The organism is Mesorhizobium sp. B3-1-6 (genome assembly GCF_006439555.1).
Lineage (GTDB): Bacteria > Pseudomonadota > Alphaproteobacteria > Rhizobiales > Rhizobiaceae > Mesorhizobium.
In genome coordinates, this window is the sequence record NZ_VFTM01000011.1 from 116,317 (window position 1) to 140,906 (window position 24,590).

A 24,590-nucleotide genomic window follows, 5' to 3' on the forward strand; every position below is an offset into this window, starting at 1 on the left:
GTCACACCTTGAGCAACAGATGGTCGCGTTCCCAGGACGTCACGACGCTCTGGAACAGGTCGAGCTCGACGCTCTTCACGCGCAGATAGGTCTGGAAGAAATCCTCGCCGAGCAGCGCCCGCACGGGCTCGCAGGCCGCGAAGCGGTCGAGCGCCTCCTCCATCGTCTTTGGCAGTGTGCTCTTGCTTTTATAGGCATTGCCAAAGGCCTCTTCCGAGCGCGTAAGCTTCTCCTCGATGCCGAGATAGCCGGCGATCAGCGAGCCGGCCATGGCGAGGTAGGGATTGGCATCCGCCCCCGGCAGCCGGTTTTCGATCCGCCGCGCGGCGCGCCCGCCCATCGGCACGCGCAGGCCGCAGGAGCGGTTGTCGTGCGACCATTCGATGTTGGCGGGAGCGCTGTGGTTCGGTCGGATGCGCCGGTAGGAGTTCACGTTGGGCGCGAACAGCGGCATGATTTCGGGGATGTATTTCTGCAGGCCGCCGATGAACTGCGCGAACATCCCGGTGTCCTCGCCGTCTTCGCCGGCGAACAAGGGCTCGCCCGCTTCGTCGACGATCGACATGTGCAGATGCATCGAGCTGCCGGCCTGCGCGGCGATCGGCTTGGCCATGAAGGTGGCGTGCATGCCATTCGCCTGCGCCGCCTGGCGCGCCAGGCGTTTGAACAACAGCACCTTGTCGGCAAGCACCAGCGGATCGCCATGCAGGAGATTGATCTCGAGCTGCGCCGTGCCGGATTCGTGGATCAGCGTGTCGAGCGGCAGACCTGTGACGGCGGCATGTTCGTAGATCCGTCGCGTCACTGCTTCGAACTCCTCCATCGCCTGCATGTCGTAAGGGTGCTGCACGCTTTCCGGCCGACCGTTGCGCCCGGTCGGCGCGGTGATCGGGCGATCCGGATCGGGGTTCGGCGCCGTGAGATAGAATTCGAGCTCCGGCGCCATCACTGCGCGCCAGCCACGCCGGCGGTAAAGGTCGAGCACGGACCTCAGCACATGGCGCGGCGAGGCCATCCACGGCCGGTCGTCCATATGGAAGGTGTCGGCAAAGACATAGGCCTTTCCAGCGCTGCCGGGCGCGACGCACAGCGTGGAAGTGTCCGGCACCATGCGCATGTCGGGGTCCGAATAGGCAAAGCCCTCGTCGATGGAGCCGGAATAGCGGCCGTCGATGGCGACCAGGAAGGCGCTGCTCGGCAGATAGAGCGAGCGGTCCTCGAGCGATTTGAGGAATTTCGCGACCGGCAAGGTCTTGCCGCGCAGCACGCCGTTGCCGTCGGGCACGAAGCATTCGACTTCGTTGATCGCGTGCGTCTTCAGCCAGCCTTGCGTGTCCGCGCCGGGGAATGAGGTGTTCAGATTGTCAGGCATTGGTCATGTCCGTACGAAGGAGAGATCGCTTCGGCGGGCATGTCCGTTCCGGGTAGGGCGTTATCTAAGCTGTGTTATCCGAGAACGGACGCCCGCCTGATGACCGGCCGAAAGGCCGGGTGCGGAGCGCCCTGCACGCCTTCGGTCCAGCCGTCGCGAACGACATGCGAGCCGACCTTGGTCTCCTCCGCGCGCTGCAGGTTCTCGTGACGGCAGCAGCGCATGATCAGCGATACCCCGAGCGCGCAAACGAAATACCGCAGGCAAAAATCGGATGCCTTTCGCGGTATTGCTGTTTTGCAACTTGCATGACGGGTCTCACTAAAGGTGGAATTATGGTTTGACCGATCATCGTCGCCGGCGCAAGCCCGCTTTGCTGGACCAGATCAGCCGATGCTCTCGCCGCCATCGACGACCAGCGCCTGCCCGGTCATGAAAGACGAGCGGTCGGAGACGAGGAACAGGATCGCTTCGGCGATCTCCTCCGCGTTCGCCCAGCGCCCCATCGGGATCTTGGTGCGGACATAGTTTTCGATCGCGTCGCGGCCGCCCATCTGGGCGATGAACGGCTCGTTGAACGGCGTGTCGACCCAGCCCGGGCAGAGCGCGTTGATGCGCACATTGTGCCTGGCGTAGTCGAGCGACATCTGCCTGGTCATCGCCACCACGGCGTGCTTTGACGTGGCATAGGCGATCATCTCGCGGTCGTAGAAGACACCGGAATTGGACGCCGTGTTGAGGATGACGCCGCCACCTTGGGCAATCATCGCCGGCATGACGGTCTTCGCCGCCAGGAATTGTGCCCGCACATTGATGCGCCATGAGGCGTCCATGCCGTCGGTGCCGACTTCCGTCAGCGTGCCGCCGACCTGGATGCCGGCATGGCTGTGCAGGATATCGATCCGGCCATGCTTGCCGAGCGTTCCCTGGATGAGTGCTTCGACGGCCGTGTCGTTGCCGACATCGGTGGCGACAGCCTCGGCGCGGCCGCCGGCGTCGCGGATGCCGGAGGCGGTGGCTTCGCCCGCCGCCGGATCGCGGTCCGCGATTACCACGAGCGCCCCTTCCCTGGCCATGATCATCGCCCCGGCGCGCCCGATGCCCGACCCCGCGCCCGTCACCACGGCGATACGGTCTTTCAGGATCATGGATTGGTCTTTCAAGGCGATGGCTTTCGACGGCCAAGCTGCCATTGCGCAAGCAGCACGAGCAGGACGGATGCGCAGAGCACGATCGTCGCGATGGCGTTGATCTCCGGCGTCACGCCGCGCCGGATCGAGGCGAAGACATAGATCGGCAGCGTGGTCTGCGCGCCGGCGACGAAGAAGGCGATGATGAAGTCGTCGAAGGAGAAGGTGAAGGCGAGCAGGAAGCCGGCGATCACCGCCGGCATGATCTGCGGGAGCACGATCGATCGGAACGTCGTCAGCGGCGTGGCATAGAGATCGCTCGAGGCCTCGACCAGATTGCGGTCGAGGCTGCTGAGCCGCGTGCCGACGATCATCGTCACCAGCGCCATCGAGAACAATCCATGCGCGGCGATGATCGAGCCGTAGCCGAGCGAGAGCCGCGGCGGCTGGTCGGTCGGCCACAGCGAAGCGAGGAAAGGATTGAGGACGGCGAAGAGCTGCACCAGCGCCACCAGCGTCGAGATGCCGATGACGACGCCCGGAACGACGATCGCGGCGCCCAGCAGCGCGTCGAACAGCGCCCGCGTCCGCGCGCCGACGCGCTTCAGCCCGAGCGCCGCGGCCGTGCCGCAGAAGGCAGCGAGCAGCGCGCTCGTCGTGGCGATGAACAGGCTGTTCTTCAGCGCTTCGACCAGGAAGGGATTGGACAGCGCCTTGCCGTACCATTGCACCGAGAAGCCGGTGAACTCGCTGGCATGATGCCCGGCATTGAAGGAGAACAGCACGACCAGCGCGATCGGCAGATAGAGGAAGGCAAAGACGGCAAAGACGAAGGCGCGCATCAGATCAGGTCCACCCGGCGTGCGCCCGAGAGCCGGGTCGAGATGCGATTGGCGACGATCAGCACCACGACCGAGACCAGCACCAGCGTGATGGCGATAGCCGATCCGAACGGCCAGTTGCGCGATTGCAGGAAGAGATCGACCAGCGCGTTGCCGATGAAGAACACCTTGCCGCCGCCGAGCAGCGTCGGGATCAGGTACTCACCGAGCAGCAGGATCATCACCAGCGAGAAGCCGGTCATGACGCCGGGCAGCGACAGCCTCAGCGTCACACCGAGGAAGGTCGACAGCGGCGTCGCACCCAGATCGGCGGAAGCCTCCAGCAGCCGGCGGTCGAGCCGCTCCAGGCTGACATAGATCGGCAGGATCATCAGCGGCAGATAGCCGTAGACGATGCCGAGCAGAACCGCGCCCGGCGTGTTGATCAGCCGCAGATCCTCCATGCCGACATAGGCGAGCAGGGCCGGGATGCCGCGCCCGCCGAGGATGTACATCCAGGCATAGGTGCGCATCAGAAGGCTGGTCCAGAACGGGATGACGATCAGCGCGAGCAGGATCAATCGCCAGCGATCCGGTGCCCGCAGCGCCAGATAATAGGCGACGGGATAGGCGACGAGCAGGCAGGCGAGCGCTCCGGCGGGGGCCAGCACCATCGTGTTCCAGAACGCGGTCGCCCGCGCCGGCAGGTTGGCGTATTGCGCAAAAGTCAGCGCTGCCTGGTAGCCGCCTTCGGGCGCTCGCTCGCCGACGCTGAAGATGGCGATGGCGACGAACGGCAGCACCAGGAAGACGACCAGCCACAGCGCCGCCGGAGCAAGCAGCAGCGCCGTCATGAGGTTTTTGCGAAAGAGACTGCCGCGCATCGATAAAGCCGGTTGGGAGCCGGCGGACATTCGTCCGCCGGTCGCATTGTCTGGTTCGGGTTTGTGGCCGTTCCCGCTCAAGCCGACTTGAAGCGCGCCATCAGCTCGGCGCGGCCCGGATCGGTGAGCGTCGCGGCGGCGCCGAACTCCAGTGGCTTCAACAGGTCGGCGGCCGGATAGAGGATCGGATTGTCCAGCACTTCCTTCGGCAGCAGCGCGTTGACGCGCGCGTCGGTCGAGGGCGCGCCATTGGCCAGATGCTCCTTCACTGCGACCTTCGGGTTCATCAGGTAGTTGAGCAGCGCGTAGCCGGCCGGCTTGTTCGGCGCATCCTTCGGAATCGCGTAGAAATCGGTCCAGATCTCGCCGCCTTCCTTGCCGAGCACATAGGCGATTTCGGGGATGTCGCGATGGAGTTGCGCCCCGTCATTGGTCCAGCACATCGTCATCCAGGCATCGCCGGCGCGCATTCCCGGCTGATAGTCGCTCGACACCGCGAACAGATGCGGCTTGACCTTGAGCAGCAGTTCCTCCGCCTTGGCGAGCTCGTCCTGCTTCAGCGAATTGAAGGAATAGCCGTAATATTTCAGCGCATTGCCGATCGTGGTCAGCTGATAGTCGTGCACCATCGTGCGGCCGTCGCCTTCGGCCATCGCCGTGTCCCAGAATTCCTTCCAGCTCGACATCGGCTTGGTGAGCTTCTTGGTGTTCACGGCAAAACCGGTCGTGCCCCAGTTCTTCGGCACAGCGTAGGTCGTCCCGTCGATTGTGCCCTCGGCGGTGAAGCGTGCATCTTCCGACTTGCCATCGAAATTGCCGAGCTTGGCCATGTCGAGGGCTTCGATGATGCCGAGCTTCTTGTAGGTCGAGATGGTGTAGTTGGTCGGCACGAACAGGCTCCAGCCCGAGCCGCCGGCCTGCAGCTTGGCCAGCATCTCCTCATTGGAGCCGAAGACGTTGACCTCGACGGCGACGCCCGTATCGGCCTTGAAATTCTCGAAGGTCTGCGGGTCGTGGTAGTTCGGCCAGGTGGCGATCGACATGCGGTCGCCGAGGTCCTCGGCGGCAAAAGCTGGCGTCGGCATGATGCCGAGCTCGCGCGCCATCACCGCGGTCGCGACGCCGAGGCCGGTGAGGCCGAGAAAATCGCGCCGGCTGATCGAGCCGCGCTTCAGGCGCATCAACTGGTCGACGAATTTATCGGGGCTTATCGGCAGTCCGTCACGATAGGATTTCGGCATGTTGGTCTTCCCTCTGGTTGGTCCCGTTATTGTTGGCGTGCGGAAACGCCAGCGGCGCTCCGGCGGCAAAGCCGATGGCGACGGGTTCGCCCGGCTTGAAGAGATTGCCCTGGCCGATCACGTGATTGGCCTTGGCGAGCAGCGATCCGATGCCCGGGACCTCGATCGCGTATTCCGCCGTCGAACCCAGGAATATGCGGTTGCGGACGATGCCGTTCAGGCTGCCCTCTCCAGGGGTCGAGAGGCTGAGCGATTCCGGCCGCAGGCTGACGGAGACGGCCTCGCCGCGGCTGAGCGGCACCCGCTTGCGCGCCGAAATCACAGTGCCGTCGGCGAGCGTGACATCGACGAAATCGCCTGAGAGCCCGGCCACCTTGCCGCTGACGAGATTGGTCTTGCCGACGAAATCCGCCACGAACAGATCGGCCGGCTCGTCATAGATTTCGCTTGGCTGTCCGATCTGGACAACGCGGCCGCCATTCATGACGCAGACGAAGTCGCTCATCGACAGCGCTTCCTCCTGGTCGTGGGTGACCAGCACGAAAGTGATGCCGATCTCGCGCTGCAGGTTCTGCAGCTCGATCTGCATGTCGGTGCGCAGCTTCTTGTCGAGCGCCGCCAGCGGCTCGTCGAGCAGCAGCACCGCCGGCTTGTTGACCAGGGCGCGGGCGAGCGCCACGCGCTGCTGCTGGCCGCCGGAAAGCTCGTGGATCTTGCGGCGTCCGTAGCCGGCGAGCTGCACCATGGCCAGCGCCTCGCCGGCCCTCCAGGAGATATCGCGCGACGACAGCCTGGGTCTCGCCTGGCGCAGCCCGTAGGAGATGTTCTCCTCGACATCGAGATGCGGGAACAGCGCATATTGCTGGAACACCATGTTGACCGGCCGCCGGTAGGGCGGTGTGCCGGCCATGTCGCGGCCGCGGATCAGCACCTGGCCTTCGCTCGGCTGCTCGAAGCCGCCGATCATGCGAAGGCAGGTCGTCTTGCCGCAGCCTGAGGGGCCGAGCAGCGCGACGAAGGCGGAAGGTGGGATGGCAAGGTCGATGCCGCTGACCGCGGTGACCGCGCCATAGCGCTTGGTGACCGCGCGAAATTCGATATCGGGCACTGCAGTCAAGCCACGGGCTCCAGCGACAGCGTGAGGCAATGCCCTGACGCTAGCAGAGGCAATGCCGCCTAGTATATACCTCGCAGGTGGTATATTTAGCCGATTTTATCGTTTAGAGGGGTATGAATTGGCCGCTTCCCGCAGTGACGACTACAACGCCTTGGCCACCGTCATCGCCGCGTCGCGCGAGACCGGCGGCGACCATTTCGGCAAGGCTATCGTCGGCTGGCTGCGCGGGCACGTCCGTTTCGACCACTGCGTGATCTTCGGCTATCGCGGCGCCGCGAGGCCGCCGCTCCTGTTCGAGACCTTCTCGCCGACGGAAAGCCACATCTTCGTCGCGCTCTATCAGGAAGGACCCTATCTGCTCGACCCCTTCCATCACGCCGCCGTCGAGCGCAAGGAGGGCTTTTGGCGCATGCGCGAGCTTGCGCCCGACCGCTTCTATGCCAGCGAATATTACCGGTCCTATTACAGCCAGACCCGCCTTGCCGAGGAAGTCGGCTTCTTCGTGCCGCTGGCCGGCAAGGACGCGCTGGTGCTGTCGCTGATGCGGCTGCGCGCCACCGGGCCGTTCGGAACGGCGGATGCCAGGCTGCTGCGCGACATGGCGCCGGCGGTGATCGGCTTCTGCAGGCAGCACTGGCCGTCCCTGCCTGCCGAAGAGGTCTCGACCCAGCCCTCCGGCGAGACCATCGCAACGGCCAACGAACTCGATCGCGCGCATATCTGGAAGAGCCTGTCGCTGACCTCACGTGAAAAACAGGTCGTCGATCTGGTGCTTCAGGGTCATTCCACGGAATCGATCGCCAGAGCGCTCAGGATCGTGCCCGGGACCGTGAAGGTCCACCGCCGCAACATCTACCGCAAGCTCAAGATCAAGTCGCAGGCGGGTCTCTTCGCGCGCTTCGTCGAGATCATCGACGCGCGGATCGGATAGCAACGCCGGCCGCCCTTGCGGCGGTTCGCGTTGAGCGTCTATCGTGCGGCCGAAACGACCGGCCAGCTATCCCGGCGGCGGGTCAGCTGACGAAACAGATCTCAGGACGGATGAAGTAACGCATCGCCAATGGCCGACAAATCGCAATTCGGACTGACCGCTGTCGATACCGTTCCCCTGCATGAGAAAGTCTATCTGGAGCTCGTGCGCGCCTTGATGTCGGGGCAACTCCAGCCTGGCCAGAAGCTGACCTCGCGCAAGCTCGCCAAGGAGCTCGGCACCAGCGACATGCCGGTGCGCAGCGCCTTCATGCGGCTGCAGGCGCTGAGAGCCCTGAGCCCGATGCCGAACGGCAGCGTCGAGGTACCGCTGATTTCGGCCGACCGCTTCCAGCAACTGACCGCCGTGCGCACGATCCTGGAAGGCACGGCCACCGAGCTCGCGACGAAACTCATCAACGGCAACAACCTGCGCGCGATCCGGCGCCACTGCGCCGAGCTTACGGAAGCCGCCCGCGGCGGCGGGATCGATAACTATCTGCGCAAGAACTATGACTTCAAATTCTCGATCTACCGCCATTGCGGCAACGAGCAGATGCTCTTCCTGATCGAGACGGTATGGATGCAGGTCGGCCCCTTCCTGCGAAACCTGCATATCGGCTTCGAGGATGACCTGGCCGGCATTCTCGGCATCGACTATCACGAGGAGGTCGTGGCGGCGATCGAGGCCGGCGACGGCGAAAGGGCGCGCGCCGCGATCGTGCGCGATATCGCCGAGGGCGCGGCCCACATCCTCGGCCAGGTGAAATTTCCGGAACTGCGCCACTGACGGGCAAGCCGGTCTCGAATCCGGCTTGGCTTTCGCCAATCGGGTCGCTATGTTGCGATCGCAGATCGCACAATTTGGACCCGAAATGCCGCCCGATATCCCAGCTAGTGACTTGAAAAAATGAAGGAAAACCACCCGGCAGCAGCCGTGTTGGCCTTCACGAACTCACAAGCTGAAAATTGGATATCGTAGCCGACAGGGCTACAGCACCTAGAAAAGGGCTGGAAATTGAGCGATGCGATTGCGGACGTTTTGAAGTGGCTGGACGGCAGGAAGGACATCCAGAGCCTGCGGGCGGCGGTGTGCGACCTGAACGGCATCATGCGCGGCAAGCGCATTCCGGTCGAGCAGGCGCGCAAAGCGCTCGAAGGCAAGCTGCGCATGCCCTACTCGGCCATCGGGCTCGACATATGGGGCGAGGACATCGAAGGCAACGCCCAGGTGTTCTCGACCGGCGACGCCGACGGGCTTTGCCATTGGACGGGGCGCGGCATACTGCCCGTCAACTGGACCGCGCACCCGACGGCGCTGTTGCCGGTCTGGCTGGCGGACGACAGCGGCGCCCCCTACCTCGGCGATCCGCGCCGCGCGCTGGCACGCATCCTCGACCGCTACGCCGCCCTCGGCCTGACGCCCGTCACCGCGACCGAACTCGAATTCTACCTTGTCGATCCGACCTCGCAGCGGCCTGTCGGACCGGTTTCGCCGGTAACCGGGCGGCGTCTCGATTCCGACGCGGCGCTTTCGATCGACGAGGTCGACGATTTCGAAGCCTTCATCCACGATATCTACGAAGCCTGCCGCATGCAGGACATTCCGGTCGACACCGCGATCGCCGAGAACGGCGTCGGCCAGTTCGAGATCAATCTCAACCACGTGCCCGACGCCCTGCGCGCCGCGGACGACGCCGTGCTCTTCAAGCGCACCGTCAAGGGCATTGCCCGCAAACATGGCTTCGCCGCCTGCTTCATGGCCAAGCCCTATGGCGAACGCGCCGGAAACGGCTTCCATGTCCATTTCAGCGTCCTCGACAAGGACGGCCGCAACATCTTCGACGACGGCTCGGATCAGGGCTCCGACACCATGCGCCACGCGGTTGGCGGCCTGCTTGCCGCGATGGCTCAAAGCACACTTGTGTTCGCGCCGCATTTCAATTCCTACCGCCGGCTGCGGCCGCGTTCCTATGCGCCGACCGCCGTCGCCTGGGGTTATGAAAACCGCATGGTGGCGATACGCATTCCGGGCGGCCCGTCGGCCGCGCGCCGCATCGAGCATCGCGTCTCCGGCGCCGACGCCAATCCCTATCTGGTGCTGGCGGCGATCCTCGGCGCGGCGTTGATCGGCATCGAGCGCCAGCTCTCGCCCGGCGAGCCGACCGGCGGCGAGGGCCAGGGGCTGACACTCGCCAAGCTGCCGCCCGATTGGGCCTCGGCGATCGCCGCCTTCGAGACCGGTCCGCGTGTTGCGGAGATATTCCCGGACGTGCTGCGCGACGCCTTCATCGCCTGCAAGCGCCAGGAGCTGAACACTTTCGCGCTCAACGTCAGCGACTTCGAGATCGAGACCTATCTCGAAAGTGTTTGAGGTGCGTGGGTCACCGCCGCAATCCTGAAATACCGGGCCGGGCGCCTGGCCGCGCGGATTATCTGATGGCGTCCCGCTGTAACGATCTTGCATTGGCAGCGAACGCCTCGCTCAGGCATGCTGCAATTCGTTCCCTGTCTGTCTGCCCGTAGATTTGCGATATCCGGCAATCTGCATGATTCTAGATCACCGCTTCCTCGAGGAACGGTTCGTTGCGCGCGATCCTTTCATAGCAGAATGGCGAAAGGTCCAGCGTCTGGAACGCGCCGTGGATGATCAGCTCCGACACCGCACGGCCGACCGCCGGCGACTGCTGCAGCCCGTGCCCCGAAAAGCCGTTGGCGAACATGAAGTTCTTCACTTGCGGGTGGAAGCCGACAATGCCGTTGTGGTCGAGCATGTTGTATTCGTAATGTCCGGTCCAGCTCGTCTGCACCTTCAGCGCGTCGAAAGCCGGGATGCGGTGCCAGAGCGCCGGCCAGATATGGTCGTCGAACTCCTCGAAATGCATTTCGAAGTCGTCGTAGTCGGCCGGCCCATCGCCCTGCGGCGTGTTGCCGGTGAGGAAAAGCTCGCCCTCCGGCCGCACGAATGTGCCTGAAAGGTCGATGACATTGGGCATGCGGCCCGGGATCGCATTGGCGCTGGCGAAAACGAAGCTGTAGCGCTTGTAGGGCGCGACCGGAATGGACAGCCCGGCCATGGCGGCGACCTGCTGGGCTCGCGGACCTGCCGCGTTGACCAGCGTGCCGCAAGCGACCGTCTCGCCCGTCGGGAGCCGCACCGAGACGACCCGCCCGTCAACGACGTCCAGCGCCGTCACGGCATTGTCGATATATTCGACACCGCTGCCGCGAGCGGCGCGGCGAAAACCGTTCAACATGCCCATGGAGTCGAACCAGCCCTCTTCGCGAGCGCCCCACGAACCGCCGCCGAGATCGTCGACATTCAGCCACGGAAAACGTTCCTTCAAGGCGCCCGGTTCGAGGAAGACGGTATGGGCGCCGAGGCTGCGCTGCAGCTCGACTCGTTCGCGCGCCGCCTCCACACCCTCGGGCGAGCAGCAATAGAGGTACCCGTGCTCCTTGAAGCCGAGATCGGGCGCCGGCTCGTTCGTGTAGAACGGGGCCATCCGCTCCTGGAAACCACGGATGATCTCGATGCCGAACTGGCTGATCTTCACATTGATCGGATTGGAATATTGCTGACGGATCGCGCTGGTGGAAAGCGCAGTCGAGGAGAATTCGTAGCTTGAGTCGCGCTCGACCACGAGGATCGAAGCGCCGCTGCCCAGCGCCTGGCTCAGCCAATAGGCCGTCGACGAGCCGACGACCGCGCCGCCGACGATGACGATGTCATAGGCGTTGCGCGACGGTGCTTTGTATGGGGGGATTGCCATGATTATGCCTACCGATTGAACGAGGCGACCAGGGCGTCCGAACCCCGCGCCAGCAAGCCGAGATCGGAACCGACCGCCACCATGGTGAAGCCGTCGGCGAGGTAGCGGTCCGCATCGGCCTTCACGGGAGCCAGGATGCCGCTGGCCTTGCCTGCCGAGGCGGCGGCCTTGCGTACCGACGATATCGCCTCCTGCACAGGCCCGGCGCCAGGATTGCCCATCGCGCCCATATTGGTGGAGAGGTCGCCCGGCCCGACGAACAGAACGTCCACACCGTCCACCGCCGCGATTTCGGCGGCGTTCGCGACACCAGCCCCGTCCTCGATCTGCACGGCAAGCAATTGCTGCTCGCGCGCCTTGGCGTGGTAGCCGGCGATGCGACCGAAAGCATTGGCGCGGTGGCCGACCGAGAAACCGCGGAAGCCGCCCGGCGCATAGGTCATCGCGGCGACGATTGCGCGCGCCTGCTCGGCCGTGCGCACATTCGGGATCATCAGGCTGCGGGCGGCGACATCCAGCGCCTGTTTCATCAGATTGGGATCGTCGGATGGCAAGCGCACCACGGCTTCGCAGGGAAACGCCGCCGCGACCTGCAGTTGCGCCATGATGCTGCGCAGGTCGTTCGGGCTGTGCTCGCCATCGATCAGCAGCCAGCCCGCCCCGGAGCCTGCGACGACTTCGGTGGTGAGCGCCGAAGCCAGGGAGCACCAGATGCCGATATGAGCCCGGCCGGCCTGTACGGCCGCCTTCAGCGAATTGACGCGCTCCTGCATGCGATCGGTCTCCACTCGTGAAGAAGGTGCATTGAAATTTGTATGATGTCCTATATCATATGCCTAGCTTGAGCTGCAAGGCGCTTCGGCGCCGCATGGGAGTTGCCTATGAAAATCGGCTTCATCGGACTTGGCGTCATGGGCGCGCCGATGGCTCGGCATCTCGCCGATGCCGGGCATGAGATCGTCACCGTCCTCAATCGCTCTCCCCTGCCGGAGGCCCTCGACGCATCGGTGGTTGCCTCTCCCGCCGAGGTGGCGCGGGCGTCCGAGTTCGTCATCACCATGTTGCCCGACACGCCAGACGTCGAGCGCGTCCTGTTCGGGCAGAACGGCGTGCTGGAGGGAATTTCGGCCGGCAAGCTGATCATCGACATGAGCTCGATCAGTCCGATCGCCACGGCCGGCTTCGCCGCGAAGATAAGGCAGGCAGGCGCAGGCTATCTCGATGCGCCGGTCTCCGGCGGTGAGGTCGGCGCCAAGGCGGCCAGCCTCACCATCATGGTCGGCGGGCCGGCCGCCGAGTTCGAGCGGGCGCTGCCGATCTTTGAGAAGCTCGGCAAGAACATCACCTTGATCGGGCAAAACAACGGCGCCGGCCAGACCTGCAAGATCGCCAACCAGATCATAGTCGCGCTCAACATCGAGGCGGTCGCCGAGGCGCTGGTCTTCGCCAGCAAGGCCGGTTGCGATCCGGCCAAGGTGCGCGGCGCGCTGATGGGTGGCTTCGCCTCGTCACGGGTCCTGGAGGTGCATGGCGAACGCATGATCGCCCGCAGCTTCGCGCCGGGTTTTCGTATCCGGCTGCATCAGAAGGATCTCAATCTTGCGCTGGAAAGCGCCCGCACGCTCGGCGTTGCCTTGCCGAGCACCGCAACGGCACAACAGCTGATGAATGCCTGTTCGGCCCGGGCGGGCGGCGCGGAGGCCGACCATTCTTCACTCGTTCGAGCTCTCGAAATCCTCAGTCATCACGAACTCTCAAACGGAAAGGAATAATGATGCGCGGAACCGGCAAGGCCGATGTCTTCGTCATGCTGGCCCATCCCGTAGGCCATGCGAAAAGCCCCGGCATCTTCAACGATATCTTCGAGCAGAAGGGGCTCGACAGCCTGATGGTGCCGCTGAGTTGCCGCCCGGAGGATTTCGACACGTTCTGGGCCGGCATCACGGCGGCCGAGAACATCCGGGGCGTGATCATCTCGGTGCCGTACAAGGTTCCGGTCTTCCACAAATGCGCCGCCGCCCATGATCGCGCTTCGCGCGTGCAGAGCGCGAATTCCGTCCGGCGGCAGGCGGATGGCACCTGGTATGCCGACAATTTCGACGGCGTCGGCTTCGTCGAAGGACTGAAGGCCGGCGGACACCGGATCACCGGCAAGCGCATCCTCCAGGTCGGCGCCGGCGGCGCGGGCGCCTCGCTGACTTACTGCCTTGCCGAAGAAGGCGCGGCGGAAATCCGTCTGGCCGACATCGACAAGGAGCGCGCGCAAAAACTCGCTTTGCTGGTCGGCAAGGCTTTTCCCAACTGCCGCATCGAGGTCGGAGAACCTGATCCGTCCGGCATGGATATGGCGATCAACGCCACGCCGTCCGGGCTGAAGGCCAGCGATCCATTGCCGATGGACGTCAGCAAGCTGACGCCGCAGATGACGGTCGTCGACATCATCATGGAGCCAGCCGAAACGGCGCTGCTGAAGGCGGCGAAGGAGATCGGCTGCCGCATCCAGCCGGGACGCCCGATGATGGATTTCCAGGTCGAGGCCATGGCCGAATTCTTCGACATCGAGCGCAAGGATCGCCGCAATGGCTGACGCACCGACCGCCATCGTCATTGGCGGCACGTCCGGCATAGGCCGCGCGATCGCCGAGCGCTTCGCCGGGGACAGCTATCAGGTTGTCGTCGCCGGCCGCGATGCTGTCCGAGGCAAGGAAGCCGCCGACGCTTGCGAGAGCGCCGGCGCGCCAAGCGCCATTTTCGTGCAAACCGATGTCGCCGATCCCGCCTCGGTCGAAGGCTTGGCGCGAGACGTCAGCAATGCGTTCGGCACGCCGCATGTCGTGGTCAACTGCGCCGGTATCCTGCAGAGCGGCAAGCACGTCCTCGACCAGGATCTCGACGAAGACGAGCGGATGTGGCGCATCAACTATCGCGGCACGCTGCTCGGCTGCCAGGTGTTCGGCCGGATGATGTCGGCCGCCGGGCGCGGCGCGATCCTCAATGTCGGCTCGCTTGCCTCTTTCGCACCACTGTCGCTGCCGGCCTACACGCCGGGCAAGCATGCTGTCCTGGCGCTGACGCAAATGCTGGCCGCCGAGCTCGGCCCGCGTGGTGTTCGCGTCAATGCCGTGGCGCCCGGCTACACGCTGTCGGACGGGCTGAAGGCAAAGATCGCCAAGGGCGAGCGCAACCCGCAAGCCATCCAGGCTACGACTGCGCTGCGCCGCTTCGTCGAGCCGCGCGACGTCGCCGAGGCTGCCTTGTTTCTCTGCTCCGACCGCGCCGCATCGATCACCGGCGTCACGCTTCCGGTCGATGCCGGCTGGCTCGTGCAGGCGCCATACGCGCAGTACCTGCAAGGCAATCCCATCCGGCAGACGCCGGCAATCTGAGAGAGAACAAGTGAGCGACATTCAGCGCTTCGACTTCGACACCCGCATCCATCACGGCGTCATCCACAATAGGACGCTCTACCTCACCGGCCAGGTCGCTCGGCCCGGCCAATCGGCGGCCGACCAGATGCGCGAGGTGCTCGGCAAGATCGACGCGCTGCTTGCCAAGGCAGGCACGGACAAGACGCGCATCCTCCACGTCCAGATGTGGCTGGACGACGTGCGCGATTTCGACGAGGTCAACACGGTCTGGGATGCCTGGATGCCAAAGGAGCACGCGCCGGCGCGATCCTCCGGCGAAGGCCGGATGGCCAAGCCCGGCATGCTGGTCGAACTGATCGTCACCGCGGCGGTTTGAATGGTCCTGCCGGTTCGGGCATCATCCCCGAATCTGGGTCGAGCGTTTCAGCTTTTCACGGAAACGCCGAACCGCTCTATCTCTTTGTTTCTACGCGATTCCGGACGGAAAACCGCTACACGCTTTTCCTGGAATTGCTCGAGGGGAGACTGATGACGAAGCGCAAGCCGCTGTCCACCGTCGTGGCGGAGAGCCTGTCCGAAAAGATCCGCTCCGGATCGCTGCTTCCCGGCGCTCAACTGCCGACGGAGGCGGAACTTTGCGCCGAATACGACGTCAGTCGCACCGTCGTGCGCGAGGCGGTGGCGCGGCTGCGCTCAGAGGGCATGGTTGTGCCGCAACAGGGGCGCGGCATGTTCGTCAGCGAAACGCCCGCGCCGCGCAATTTCTCGATTCCGGAGGAGGCGCTGCGGACATTGCCGGAGACCATCGCGTTGCTTGAGCTCAGATTGAGCGTCGAAGTGGAATCCGCCGGGCTCTGCGCGGAACGGCGGACCGACAAGGAGGCAAGCGACATCCGCGCCATGATGGATGAGATCGACGCCCGGCATGCGGACCCCGCCGCCGTCCAGATCCACTACGACTATGATTTCCACCTCGCCATCGCCAAGTCTGCGCGCAATGAATTCATCCATGGCTTCTTGAGCTATCTCGGGCCGATGATCGTGCCGCGATTCCAGCTCGGCTACGTGGTCGAGCCCGCGCTCAAGGACAGCTACTACGCGCGCATCCATAGCGAGCACAAAGCGATCGTCGATGCCATCGAAAGCCAGGACGCAAGCAAGGCCCGCCAGGCGATGCGCAAGCATCTGCAGAACAGCCTGGGACGTGTGCGCGCGCTGGCGAAAGCTTCGGGCATCGAGGCCACCGAAGCAGAACAGAAAGCCGCCGCCGCCTCGCTTTTCACCGACCTGAGAAAGCCCTTGCCGACAGCCGGATAGTTTGGCCGGCTTCGATGTCGTTCGCCCCCGCCGCCGCGCGCCAAGCCAGTCGTTCGCGAAAGCCGTGTTTTTTCTCGGTTTGCGGCCAATGGCCCGCTCCCGCGCGCTGAAAACGTTGTTTTCCTTGGGCTGTCTGCATTTTCCGCCGCACCGGAAGGTTGGAATATTCCGGTCGGCAGCAAGGCTTTCGAAAGTTTATCTTTCCTTTTTGCTGGTTTTCTTGGTTTCGCGGCGTCGGCCCGCGCCGCACACTGAAAACCAGGCAAATGGGGAAGCCGCAAATGGGGAAGCCCAAGTGACGACAGCCTTCATCACCGGAGCGACGAGCGGCATGGGACGGGCGATGGCGATCGCGCTGAGCGACGCCGGCTACGACGTCTATGCGGCCGGCCGCAGCCAGGCGGCGCTGAAAGACCTGCAGGCCGAGCGCCCGGGCATCGTGCCCATCGCCGTCGACGTCACCGATCGTGAGGCGCTGGAAGCGGTGCTGGCGGATATCACCATCGATGTGCTGATCAACAATGCCGGCATCATGCCGCCGCTCGGCAATTTCGCCGACATGAAGATCGCCGACATCGACACCACGCTGGAGGTGAACCTCAGCGCGGCGATCCTGCTCACCCGCCTCGTCGTGCCGCAGATGCGCGAGCGGCAGTCCGGCCACATTTTGTTCACCGGCTCCGTTGCCGGCCACGCCGCATTCTCCAACATTGCCGTCTATGCGGCCACCAAGGCTGCGATCTCCGGCTTTGCCGCCGCGCTGCGCGCCGACCTCTCCCCGTCCGGCGTGCGCGTCACCGAGATCGTCGCCGGCCGTGTCGAGACGCAGCTCTACCAGGACATCCTCGACGCCAAGGCGCGCGCCGCCATGTACGCCAGCAAGGTGGTGCAGCCCGATGACGTGGCCAGGATGGTCGTCGCGGTGCTCGCGCTGCCGGCATGGGCCGACGTTACTCGTTTCGACATCATGCCGACCTGGCCGACCTCGCCCAGCGGCACCAAGTAGGGAAAACTGGAATGAAGGATCTTTCCGTTCTGATCGTTGGTGGCGGCGCCGGCCTCGGCGCGCTCCTGGCCAAGATGGCTGTCGAAGCCGGGGCGGCAAAGATCGGCATCATCGACATCAACCAGCAGGCCGCGGAGAGCGCGCTCGAACCGGCGAAGGCCAGGGGCCTGCCGACCGCGGCGGCGACTGGCGACATCCAGGTCGGTCCGCAATGCCACGCCGCCTTCGACGCCATCGTGGCCAAGCTCGGGCGCGTCGACACGCTGATCAGCTGCGCCGCCATCTATCCGCGTCGGCCGCTGCTCGAGATCACCGACGCCGAGTGGGACGCCTCAAACGGCATCAACATCAAGGGCACCTACCATATGATGGTGGCGGCAGTCCGCCATATGCAGGCGCAGGAGCCGAAGGATCAGGTGCGCGGGCGGATCGTAAATCTCACTTCCGTCGACGCCTTCAAGGCGCATCCGCAGAACGCCCATTATGCAGCGACGAAGGCAGCCGTCGTCAGCCTGACGCGGTCCTTCGCGCACTATGCCGCCAAGGACGGCATCCTGGTGAACTCCGTGGCGCCGGCCGGCATGGCCACCGAGAAGGCCAAGGCACTCGGCTTCCTCGAGGAACTGGCCAAGGCAAGTCCGCTCGGCCGTGGCGCCGAGCCCAGCGAGATCGCCGAATGGGTGCTGATGACCGGCGGCCCGAAGAACACCTACATGACCGGAGAAAACGTAATTGTTTCAGGCGGTTACATCTACGCATAGCGTCCCAGCGGCCTGGCGTCGCCGGACATATGGCAGTGCATGATTGACAGAGCTCGAACGAAAGGAGGCGGAATTACCATGACCGGCAAGCTTCGCCTTCCTTCGCTGAATGCGCTTCGCGTCTTCCACGCCGTCGCGCAGCACAAGAGCTTCCGGCAGGCGGCCGACGAGCTCCTGGTCACGCCGCAGGCGGTCGGGCAGCAGATCAAGCTCCTGGAAGACACGCTTCAGGTGACGCTGTTCGAGCGCAGGGGCCGGTCCATCGAATTGACCGAGTCGGCGATCCTGCTCTCGCACTACGTCAAGGCGGGCTTCGACGAGTTCTCCGAAGGCGTGCGCCGCGTCACCAAGTCGAACTACCGCGACCGCATCAACCTCAATGCGAGCCCGTATTTCGCGACGCATTACCTGCTGCCAAGGCTTTCGCTGTTCCGCGAGATGCTGCCGGGAGCGGACCTGCGCCTGACCACGATGGTCGACCTGCCCGACTTCGGCCGCGACGATATCGATATGACGGTACAGTGGGGCTACGGCAACTGGCCCGACTACGAGGTCACGCTGCTGGTGCCTGACCCCAAGATCATCTGCTGCACGCCGGCGATCGGCGAGAAGATCAAGTCGGCGCATGACCTGACGCGTTTCACGCTGCTCGACACGGTCAAGTCGAAGCGCCTGTGGCCGGACATATTGCGGCACCTCGGCGTGGAGCTGACCGACGGAGACCGCAGCATCAGCTTCGACGACGCGGCGACGATGCGCCGTGCGACCTTGCAGGGCATCGGCGTCGGCCTCGTCTCCGTCATCGACGCCGAGGAAGATTTTCGCTCCGGCGCGCTGGTCGCGCCGATCGGCCGCGACGCCATCGCCGATATGAAGCCGGAAGAAGTCCCCGGCTTCTACCTGGTCGTACCGCGCGGCCATCTGCGCGTGAAGGCGGTGGCAGCGCTCCATCGATGGCTGGGCCAGGAAGACTGGCGCAGCGACCTCAAGATCTCCTTGCCGAAACCGACCCCGCTTTCCGACTGACAAGCGGCTTAGAGACCGAGCTCCGAAAGACATCCTACGGGCTCCAACAACAAGAAACGGAACAACCTCAACAGTGGAGACAATCAAAATGAAAATGATCAAATGGGGGGCCACCGCCATGGCCCTGGGCCTCGTTCATCTGGCCGCACCCGCTGAAGCCGCCGGCGGCAAGACGCTCGAAACCGTCAAGGCGCGCGGCGTGCTCAACTGCACCGGCCATGACGGCTCCTATCTCGGCTTTGCCGAGGTGGACGATAAGGGCAACTGGAAGGGCATGGACATCGACCTCTGCAAGGCGGTGGCCACAGCCGTGTTCGGCGATCCGGCGAAGCTGAAGATCGTTCCGATCAGCTGGGCGCAGCGCTGGCCGTCGCTCCAGTCGGGCGACGTCGACATCATCATCAAGGCCTCGGGCGGCACGCTCAGCCGCGACACCGAGCTCGGCCTGCAATTCTCCATGTCCTATTACCTCGGAACCACCAAGGTGATGGCGCATAAGGAGCTGAACCTGAAGTCGCTCAAGGACGCCAATGGCGGCACGATCTGCATCCCCGCCGGCACCTCGCAGGAGCAGCAGGTCGCCGCCTATGCCCAGAAGCTCGGCATCAAGCTCGAGCCGGTGCTGATCGAAAAGACCGAAGAGCTGGAACAAGCCTATTTCTCCGGCCGCTGCGATCTCTACGCGCAGTGGGGTCCGACGCTGGCCATCGCCCGCATCGCCAAGAGCAAGGTCGAGGACCATGTGATCCTGCCCGACGTGCTCGCGGTCGAGCCCGAAGTGATGATCATGCGCCAAGGCGACGACAATTGGGTGGACATCGCCAACTGGACGCTGAGCACCCTGATCTTCGCCGAGCAGGAAGGCATCACCTCCAAGAATGTCGACGAGATCAAGGCCAAGCCGACCTCGCCGCAGGTGGCGAAATTCCTCGGCGTCACGCCGGGCATGGGCAAGGGTCTCGGGCTTTCCGACGACTGGGCCTACAACGTCATCAAGAAGGTCGGCAATTACGGCGAGATCTTCGATCGCGATCTCGGCAAGGATTCGCCCTACAAGATGGATCGCGAGCTGACCAACCTGTGGAACAATGGCGGCGTCCTGTTCCCGCTGGTGATCGATTGATCCCCTTGGTGATCGACTGATCCGCGTCTGAAGTTATCCTGCTCTGGGCTTCGCCTGGCTTGCGCCGGGCGGAGCCGGCAGCAATTCGAGAAAGATAGGCCGATGGTCAGCCTGCTGAGAAATCAGAAGGTCCGCAACGCGCTGTTGCAGGTTTTCTATGTCGGCGCGCTTGCGGCGTTTGTGCTCGCCGGCGTGGTCATCGCCCGGCGCAACCTTGCCGAGCAAGGGATCACCTCCGGCTTCGACTTCCTCTACAAGTCAACGGGCTGGGACGTGAACTTCTCGCTGCTGCCCGCCACGGCCAACGATCCCTATTGGTGGTTCTTCCTCATCGGCATCATCAACACGCTGTTCCTCGGCACCGTCGGGCTGATGCTGGCGACGCTGGTCGGAACGATCGTCGGCCTGGCACGAACGTCCTCGAACGAATTGGCGCGGCTGCTTGGCCGCACCTATGTCGATATTTTCCGCAACATCCCGCTGATCCTCCAGGTCTTCTTCTGGTACGCCGTCATCACGCACCTGCCGACGCCGCGCGCCGCGCATGAGGCATTCGGCATGCTGCTGACCAGCCGCGGCCTCTACTTGCCGATCCCCAATGTCGGGGCCATCGCGTTTGCGGCGGCGATGCTTGCCGTGATCGCGGCAATCGCGCTTCCCGTCTGGCTGGGCAGGACGTCGCGCCTTGGCCAACCATTCGGCGAGCGGCTCGGCATTCAACTGGCCGCGGCGGCGACGGCGCTGGCCACCGCCGCCGTCATCCTGGCGCTCGGTCGCTTGCCGGACCTGCCACTTCTCGACTTCCCCGCCTTGCAAGGCCTGAATCTCAAGGGAGGCCTGCGTATTCCGCCGGAGTTTTCCGCGCTGGCGATCGCCATCGCCATCTATGGCGGTTCCTACATCGCCGAGATCGTGCGCGGCGGCTTCAAGGCGGTGGGCAAAGGCCAGATGGAAGCGGCGCTTTCGCTGGGCTTGAGCCCGTGGCGCGTGTTCACGCTTGTGCGGTTGCCGCTGGCGCTGCGCGCCATGCTGCCGATCCTTGCCAACCAGTATGTCTGGCTGATGAAGGCCACGACCATGGGCATTGCCGTCGGCTTCACCGACTTCTTCATGATCGTGGCGTTGACCATCAATCATTCCGGCCAGACCCTGGAAGTGATCGGCATCCTGATGGCGGGTTTCCTCGCCATCAACCTCAGCCTTGCCGCCATCTTCAACTGCATCAACAAAGCCATTGCCCTGAAGGGCAATCAACTGAGGGCGTGAGAGATGGAGATGGTCGTTGTCGCTCCCCCTGCCCCGGGAAAGGTCGAAGACCTGAAGCGCCGCTTCTTCGCGACGCCGCTCCAGGCGCTGCTGTCGCTGATGTCGCTGGCGATCATGGCGTTCGTCGTCTGGAAGCTGCTCAGCTGGGCAGTCTTCTCGGCCGTATTCACGACCAGCGGCGGACCCGAGGCCTGCCAGGCGGCGGCCGGCGCCTGCTGGTCTGTCATCGCGGCAAGGTGGCGCATTATCTTCTTCGGCCTCTATCCCTTCGAGGAGCAGTGGCGCTCGGCGCTGGCCTGTGTGGCCGTCGTGGTGATGACGGTGCTGAGCTGCATCCCGGCCTTCTGGACGGGCCGCCGCATCGCGCTCGTCTGGGGAGCAGGCACGGCCCTCTATTATGTGCTGATGAAGGGCGGCGTGCTTGGACTGCCCTACGTCGGCGAGGAAGCCTGGGGCGGCCTGGCGCTGACCCTCTTCATCTTCGTCACCACCTGTCTGATCGGCTTCCCGCTGGCGATCTGCCTGGCTCTGCTGCGGCGCTCGGAGCTTCCCTGGATATCGCGGACCACCGCGCTCATCATCGACGGGGTCCGATCGCTGCCGCTGATCTCGATCCTGTTCACCTTCGCCATCGTCCTGCCCTTCGCGCTGCCGCAATGGCTGGTGGGCGACAAGCTCTATCGGGTCATCCTCGGCTCCGCCCTGTTCTTCTCGGCCTACCAGGCCGAGATCGTGCGGGGCGGCATGCAAGGCGTGCCGGCGGGACAGGAAGAAGCCGCCATGGCTCTCGGCATGAGCTACTGGCAGCGCATCGGCCGCATCCTTCTGCCGCAGGCTATGCGCAACGCGCTGCCGGCGACGATCAACCAGTTCGTGATCTCGTTCAAGGAAACCTCGCTGGTGGTCATCGTCGGCTTCTTCGAGATCCTGGCCTCTGGCAACGCCGCCTACGGCACCGGCGAATGGCGCTTCGCCTATGTCGAGGTTTACGCCTTCATCGCCTTCATCTACTTCGTCTTCGTCTTCAGCCTGTCCCGCTACGGTGCCTTTCTCGAGCGCCGCATGTCGGTCGGTGAACGGTGAGGAGGCGGTAGACATGAATCCGGGTAAAGCTTCCGGACCGGCGGTCCGCATCGAGAACCTCGACAAACACTACGGGACATTCCATGCGCTGCGGAAGGTGAACCTGTCCGTCGGGCGGGGCGAAAGGATCGTCGTCTGCGGTCCTTCCGGCTCCGGCAAGTCCACCATGATCCGCTGCATCAACCGGCTCGAGCAGCACGATGGCGGCCGCATCACCGTGCTCGGCACCGAGCTCAACGACGATGTCGCCAATATCGACGGGATCAGGCGCGAAGTCGGCATGGTGTTCCAGCACTTCAACCTGTTCCCGCATATGACGGTGCTGGAGAACTGCATGATCGCGCCGATGATCGTGCGCAAGCTGCCGCGCACGGAAGCGGAGGCGACTGCCCGGCGCTATCTTGAGAAGGTCCGCATCCCCGAGCAGGCGATGAAGTTTCCCGGCCAGCTCTCCGGCGGCCAGCAGCAGCGTGTGGCGATTGCGCGGGCGCTTTGCATGCAGCCGCAGATCATGCTTTTCGACGAGCCGACCTCGGCGCTCGATCCGGAAATGATATCGGAAGTGCTGGACGTGATGGTGACGCTCGCCTCCGACGGCATGACGATGATCTGCGTCACGCATGAGATGGGCTTTGCGCGGCGTGTCGCCGACCGGGTGGTCTTCATGGACGGCGGAGAGATCGTCGAGGAGGCGCCGCCGGAGGAGTTCTTCACCTCTTGCCGGAACGAGCGCACGCGACAATTCCTGTCGCAGGTCCTGGGTCATTGAGCCGTACGGCCTTACTGTCTATACGCGGCTCATCCACATCTCAGGTACCCAGATGGCTGATCTCGTTATCGCATTGCAAGCAATCCTCGGGCCGAAAGGCTGGCTTTCCGGTGGTGATGCCGAACCCTACCACCGCGATTGGCTCAACCGCTATGGCGTAGCGCCTCTTGGGATTGCCAGGCCTGCCAGCACCGCGGAGGTGGCGGCAGTCGTAAACATATGCAGGGAGGCAGGCGTGGCGGTGATCCCGCAAGGCGGGAACACCGGCCTGTGCGGCGGCGCCGTCGCCGATCGGGCGAACGCGGCGATCGTCTCGCTTTCACGCATGACGGCGATCGGCGAACCGGACCCGGAGAGCGGATCGATCATCGTCGACGCGGGCGTCGTGCTTGCCGCGCTGCATGAGGCGCTGGAACCGCATGGCCTGATGTTTCCGATGCATCTCGGGGCCGAAGGCAGCGCCAGGATCGGCGGCCTGATCGGCACCAATGCCGGCGGCAGCCAGGCGTTTCGCTTCGGCATGATGCAGGATCTGGTGCTCGGCCTCGAGGTCGTGATGCCGGACGGCACGGTGTGGGACGGTCTTCGCGCCGTGCAGAAGGACAATGCCGGCTATCAGTTGCGCAAGCTGTTCTGCGGTTCGGAAGGCACGCTTGGCATAGTGACGCGCGCCGTGCTTCGGCTCTATCCCACGCCAAAGCAGCAGGCGAGCGCGCTCTTGGTGATGTCCGACTTCCCCGCCGCCGTGTCCTTCGGCGCCTTCCTGCGCGGCGAGGCCGGAGAATTCCTGGCCGGCCTCGAGTTCTTCTCGGACGTCGGCCTGACGCTCGCGCTCAAGCATCTGCCGGATCTTGCCTATCAGCTGGAGACGAGGGGCGACGTCTATCTGCTCGTCGAAGTGGCGTCGGGCTCGACGCGCGTCCCTCTCGACGAGATCCTGGCTTCGGCGCTGGAATGGGGCATGGAGCAAGGCCTGGTCGTTGACGGCGCGCTGGCCAATTCGGGCGCGCAACGGGCGCAGTTCTGGCGGCTGCGCGAGGAGCAGCCGGAGGGCCAGCGGCTGGAGGGCGAGCAGCTCAAGCACGACATCTCCGTGCCGCCGGGCGCGATCGCCCGCTTCATCGAGGCCGGCGCGAAACTATGCCACGACATTCTTCCCGGCGTGCGGATCAACCCGTTCGGCCATCTCGGCGACGGCAACATCCACTACAATCTGTCGCCGCCGGAAGGCCGCGCCGATTTCGACGGCGAGGCTGGGGCATTCGCCGAGGCGCTGGCTGCCTTAGCCACCGACATGGGCGGCAGCTTTGCCGCCGAGCATGGGCTCGGCCACGCCAAGATCGCCATGGCCGACCGTAACCGCGGCTCCACCGAGCGTAGCCTGATGGCGCGGCTCAAACGCGCATTCGATCCGCAGGCCACGATGAACCCCGGTGTTCTGGTGCGGATTCCATAGCAAAGAAAAACTTTCGTATGGATCGCATTTCTTGATTTCGCGCCGGCCCGCCGCGGTGCAGGTATAGTTGCAAGGGCGGGCCCGATCCGCTTGCCGCCAGCTTTAAGA

At 64.4% G+C, this 24,590-nt stretch carries 24 protein-coding genes; 16 read left to right on the top strand and 8 right to left on the bottom strand.

Features of this window, described 5'->3' with window-relative positions; translation table 11 throughout:
- Position 1: 1 nt before the first annotated feature.
- The 6 genes from FJ414_RS12330 to FJ414_RS12355 all read right to left on the bottom strand — a co-directional run bounded on the left by FJ414_RS12330 (position 2) and on the right by FJ414_RS12355 (position 6,565).
- Positions 2 to 1,372 carry a glutamine synthetase family protein gene (locus FJ414_RS12330; RefSeq protein WP_140644656.1) on the bottom strand — a complete coding sequence of 457 codons (1,371 nt, stop codon included), beginning with the start codon at positions 1,370 to 1,372 and terminating at the stop codon, positions 2 to 4.
- Positions 1,373 to 1,758: 386 nt separating this feature from the next.
- Positions 1,759 to 2,520, bottom strand: a complete 762-nt coding sequence (locus FJ414_RS12335; protein WP_140644657.1) for a glucose 1-dehydrogenase — start codon at positions 2,518 to 2,520, stop codon at positions 1,759 to 1,761.
- Positions 2,521 to 2,531: 11 nt separating this feature from the next.
- A complete protein-coding gene (locus FJ414_RS12340; protein ID WP_140644658.1) occupies positions 2,532 to 3,344 on the bottom strand; it encodes an ABC transporter permease in 813 nt (270 codons plus the stop codon).
- Positions 3,344 to 4,237 (bottom strand): ABC transporter permease, encoded by an 894-nt coding sequence (locus FJ414_RS12345; RefSeq protein WP_181181599.1) that lies wholly within the window; start codon positions 4,235 to 4,237, stop codon positions 3,344 to 3,346. The genes FJ414_RS12340 and FJ414_RS12345 overlap by 1 nt, the downstream gene beginning before the upstream one ends.
- Before the next feature lie 47 nt (positions 4,238 to 4,284).
- Positions 4,285 to 5,448 carry a spermidine/putrescine ABC transporter substrate-binding protein gene (locus FJ414_RS12350; protein WP_140644660.1) on the bottom strand — a complete coding sequence of 388 codons (1,164 nt, stop codon included), beginning with the start codon at positions 5,446 to 5,448 and terminating at the stop codon, positions 4,285 to 4,287.
- Positions 5,429 to 6,565, bottom strand: coding sequence for an ABC transporter ATP-binding protein (locus FJ414_RS12355; protein WP_140644661.1), 1,137 nt, complete (start codon positions 6,563 to 6,565; stop codon positions 5,429 to 5,431). The genes FJ414_RS12350 and FJ414_RS12355 overlap by 20 nt, the downstream gene beginning before the upstream one ends.
- A gap of 118 nt (positions 6,566 to 6,683) precedes the next feature.
- Here FJ414_RS12355 and FJ414_RS12360 point away from each other — a divergent pair, with 118 nt between their 5' ends.
- From FJ414_RS12360 to FJ414_RS12370, 3 genes are all read left to right on the top strand, one after another.
- The gene (locus FJ414_RS12360; RefSeq protein WP_246672375.1) at positions 6,684 to 7,496 is read left to right on the top strand and encodes a LuxR C-terminal-related transcriptional regulator; all 813 of its coding nucleotides are present in this window, start codon (positions 6,684 to 6,686) and stop codon (positions 7,494 to 7,496) included.
- A gap of 129 nt (positions 7,497 to 7,625) precedes the next feature.
- A complete protein-coding gene (locus FJ414_RS12365; protein WP_140644663.1) occupies positions 7,626 to 8,324 on the top strand; it encodes a GntR family transcriptional regulator in 699 nt (232 codons plus the stop codon).
- 228 nt (positions 8,325 to 8,552) lie between these two features.
- Positions 8,553 to 9,908 carry a glutamine synthetase family protein gene (locus FJ414_RS12370; RefSeq protein ID WP_140644664.1) on the top strand — a complete coding sequence of 452 codons (1,356 nt, stop codon included), beginning with the start codon at positions 8,553 to 8,555 and terminating at the stop codon, positions 9,906 to 9,908.
- Between the two features lie 181 nt (positions 9,909 to 10,089).
- Here the strand turns inward: FJ414_RS12370 and FJ414_RS12375 are convergent, their stop codons facing one another.
- Both FJ414_RS12375 and FJ414_RS12380 read right to left on the bottom strand, forming a co-directional pair.
- Entirely contained in the window at positions 10,090 to 11,307 is a 1,218-nt protein-coding gene (locus tag FJ414_RS12375) for an FAD-dependent oxidoreductase (RefSeq protein ID WP_140644665.1), read from the bottom strand.
- Positions 11,308 to 11,315: 8 nt separating this feature from the next.
- Positions 11,316 to 12,080, bottom strand: coding sequence for an aldolase/citrate lyase family protein (locus FJ414_RS12380; RefSeq protein WP_140644666.1), 765 nt, complete (start codon positions 12,078 to 12,080; stop codon positions 11,316 to 11,318).
- A 108-nt stretch (positions 12,081 to 12,188) separates the two neighbouring features.
- Between FJ414_RS12380 and FJ414_RS12385 the strand changes: the two genes are divergently transcribed.
- From FJ414_RS12385 to FJ414_RS12445, 13 genes are all read left to right on the top strand, one after another.
- Positions 12,189 to 13,079 (top strand): 2-hydroxy-3-oxopropionate reductase, encoded by an 891-nt coding sequence (locus tag FJ414_RS12385; protein ID WP_140644667.1) that lies wholly within the window; start codon positions 12,189 to 12,191, stop codon positions 13,077 to 13,079.
- The gene (locus FJ414_RS12390) at positions 13,079 to 13,894 is read left to right on the top strand and encodes a shikimate dehydrogenase (protein WP_246672376.1); all 816 of its coding nucleotides are present in this window, start codon (positions 13,079 to 13,081) and stop codon (positions 13,892 to 13,894) included. The genes FJ414_RS12385 and FJ414_RS12390 overlap by 1 nt, the downstream gene beginning before the upstream one ends.
- On the top strand, positions 13,887 to 14,693 hold the full coding sequence (locus tag FJ414_RS12395; protein WP_140644668.1) for an SDR family oxidoreductase: 807 nt from the start codon (positions 13,887 to 13,889) through the stop codon (positions 14,691 to 14,693). The genes FJ414_RS12390 and FJ414_RS12395 overlap by 8 nt, the downstream gene beginning before the upstream one ends.
- A gap of 10 nt (positions 14,694 to 14,703) precedes the next feature.
- Complete coding sequence (locus FJ414_RS12400; protein ID WP_140644669.1) at positions 14,704 to 15,051, top strand: RidA family protein; 348 nt, start codon at positions 14,704 to 14,706, stop codon at positions 15,049 to 15,051.
- Positions 15,052 to 15,203: 152 nt separating this feature from the next.
- Positions 15,204 to 15,992 (top strand): FadR/GntR family transcriptional regulator, encoded by a 789-nt coding sequence (locus FJ414_RS12405; RefSeq protein ID WP_140644670.1) that lies wholly within the window; start codon positions 15,204 to 15,206, stop codon positions 15,990 to 15,992.
- A gap of 295 nt (positions 15,993 to 16,287) precedes the next feature.
- On the top strand, positions 16,288 to 16,998 hold the full coding sequence (locus FJ414_RS12410) for an SDR family oxidoreductase (RefSeq protein ID WP_140644671.1): 711 nt from the start codon (positions 16,288 to 16,290) through the stop codon (positions 16,996 to 16,998).
- Positions 16,999 to 17,009: 11 nt separating this feature from the next.
- Positions 17,010 to 17,759: an SDR family oxidoreductase gene (locus FJ414_RS12415; protein ID WP_140644672.1), complete on the top strand. Its 750-nt coding sequence runs from the start codon at positions 17,010 to 17,012 to the stop codon at positions 17,757 to 17,759.
- 78 nt (positions 17,760 to 17,837) lie between these two features.
- Positions 17,838 to 18,785 (top strand): LysR substrate-binding domain-containing protein, encoded by a 948-nt coding sequence (locus tag FJ414_RS12420; protein ID WP_140644673.1) that lies wholly within the window; start codon positions 17,838 to 17,840, stop codon positions 18,783 to 18,785.
- A gap of 88 nt (positions 18,786 to 18,873) precedes the next feature.
- Positions 18,874 to 19,908: an amino acid ABC transporter substrate-binding protein gene (locus tag FJ414_RS12425; RefSeq protein ID WP_140644674.1), complete on the top strand. Its 1,035-nt coding sequence runs from the start codon at positions 18,874 to 18,876 to the stop codon at positions 19,906 to 19,908.
- Between the two features lie 102 nt (positions 19,909 to 20,010).
- Positions 20,011 to 21,174 carry an ABC transporter permease subunit gene (locus tag FJ414_RS12430; protein ID WP_140644675.1) on the top strand — a complete coding sequence of 388 codons (1,164 nt, stop codon included), beginning with the start codon at positions 20,011 to 20,013 and terminating at the stop codon, positions 21,172 to 21,174.
- A gap of 9 nt (positions 21,175 to 21,183) precedes the next feature.
- The gene (locus FJ414_RS12435) at positions 21,184 to 22,257 is read left to right on the top strand and encodes an amino acid ABC transporter permease (RefSeq protein WP_246672377.1); all 1,074 of its coding nucleotides are present in this window, start codon (positions 21,184 to 21,186) and stop codon (positions 22,255 to 22,257) included.
- 13 nt (positions 22,258 to 22,270) lie between these two features.
- Positions 22,271 to 23,026, top strand: coding sequence for an amino acid ABC transporter ATP-binding protein (locus FJ414_RS12440; protein WP_140644677.1), 756 nt, complete (start codon positions 22,271 to 22,273; stop codon positions 23,024 to 23,026).
- Positions 23,027 to 23,078: 52 nt separating this feature from the next.
- Positions 23,079 to 24,482 (top strand): FAD-binding oxidoreductase, encoded by a 1,404-nt coding sequence (locus tag FJ414_RS12445; protein WP_140644678.1) that lies wholly within the window; start codon positions 23,079 to 23,081, stop codon positions 24,480 to 24,482.
- Positions 24,483 to 24,590 lie beyond the last annotated feature (108 nt).

Coding starts and splice junctions, on each gene's coding strand:
- FJ414_RS12420 (WP_140644673.1), top strand. CDS start 17,838: ATGACCGGCAAGCTTCGCCTTCCTTCGCTGAATGCGCTTCGCGTCTTC.
- FJ414_RS12395 (WP_140644668.1), top strand. CDS start 13,887: ATGGCTGACGCACCGACCGCCATCGTCATTGGCGGCACGTCCGGCATA.
- FJ414_RS12440 (WP_140644677.1), top strand. CDS start 22,271: ATGAATCCGGGTAAAGCTTCCGGACCGGCGGTCCGCATCGAGAACCTC.
- FJ414_RS12380 (WP_140644666.1), bottom strand. CDS start 12,080: ATGCAGGAGCGCGTCAATTCGCTGAAGGCGGCCGTACAGGCCGGCCGG.
- FJ414_RS12330 (WP_140644656.1), bottom strand. CDS start 1,372: ATGCCTGACAATCTGAACACCTCATTCCCCGGCGCGGACACGCAAGGC.
- FJ414_RS12375 (WP_140644665.1), bottom strand. CDS start 11,307: ATGGCAATCCCCCCATACAAAGCACCGTCGCGCAACGCCTATGACATC.
- FJ414_RS12390 (WP_246672376.1), top strand. CDS start 13,079: ATGATGCGCGGAACCGGCAAGGCCGATGTCTTCGTCATGCTGGCCCAT.
- FJ414_RS12350 (WP_140644660.1), bottom strand. CDS start 5,448: ATGCCGAAATCCTATCGTGACGGACTGCCGATAAGCCCCGATAAATTC.
- FJ414_RS12435 (WP_246672377.1), top strand. CDS start 21,184: ATGGTCGTTGTCGCTCCCCCTGCCCCGGGAAAGGTCGAAGACCTGAAG.
- FJ414_RS12340 (WP_140644658.1), bottom strand. CDS start 3,344: ATGCGCGCCTTCGTCTTTGCCGTCTTTGCCTTCCTCTATCTGCCGATC.
- FJ414_RS12345 (WP_181181599.1), bottom strand. CDS start 4,237: ATGTCCGCCGGCTCCCAACCGGCTTTATCGATGCGCGGCAGTCTCTTT.
- FJ414_RS12445 (WP_140644678.1), top strand. CDS start 23,079: ATGGCTGATCTCGTTATCGCATTGCAAGCAATCCTCGGGCCGAAAGGC.
- FJ414_RS12365 (WP_140644663.1), top strand. CDS start 7,626: ATGGCCGACAAATCGCAATTCGGACTGACCGCTGTCGATACCGTTCCC.
- FJ414_RS12430 (WP_140644675.1), top strand. CDS start 20,011: ATGGTCAGCCTGCTGAGAAATCAGAAGGTCCGCAACGCGCTGTTGCAG.
- FJ414_RS12415 (WP_140644672.1), top strand. CDS start 17,010: ATGAAGGATCTTTCCGTTCTGATCGTTGGTGGCGGCGCCGGCCTCGGC.
- FJ414_RS12405 (WP_140644670.1), top strand. CDS start 15,204: ATGACGAAGCGCAAGCCGCTGTCCACCGTCGTGGCGGAGAGCCTGTCC.
- FJ414_RS12335 (WP_140644657.1), bottom strand. CDS start 2,520: ATGATCCTGAAAGACCGTATCGCCGTGGTGACGGGCGCGGGGTCGGGC.
- FJ414_RS12425 (WP_140644674.1), top strand. CDS start 18,874: ATGAAAATGATCAAATGGGGGGCCACCGCCATGGCCCTGGGCCTCGTT.
- FJ414_RS12385 (WP_140644667.1), top strand. CDS start 12,189: ATGAAAATCGGCTTCATCGGACTTGGCGTCATGGGCGCGCCGATGGCT.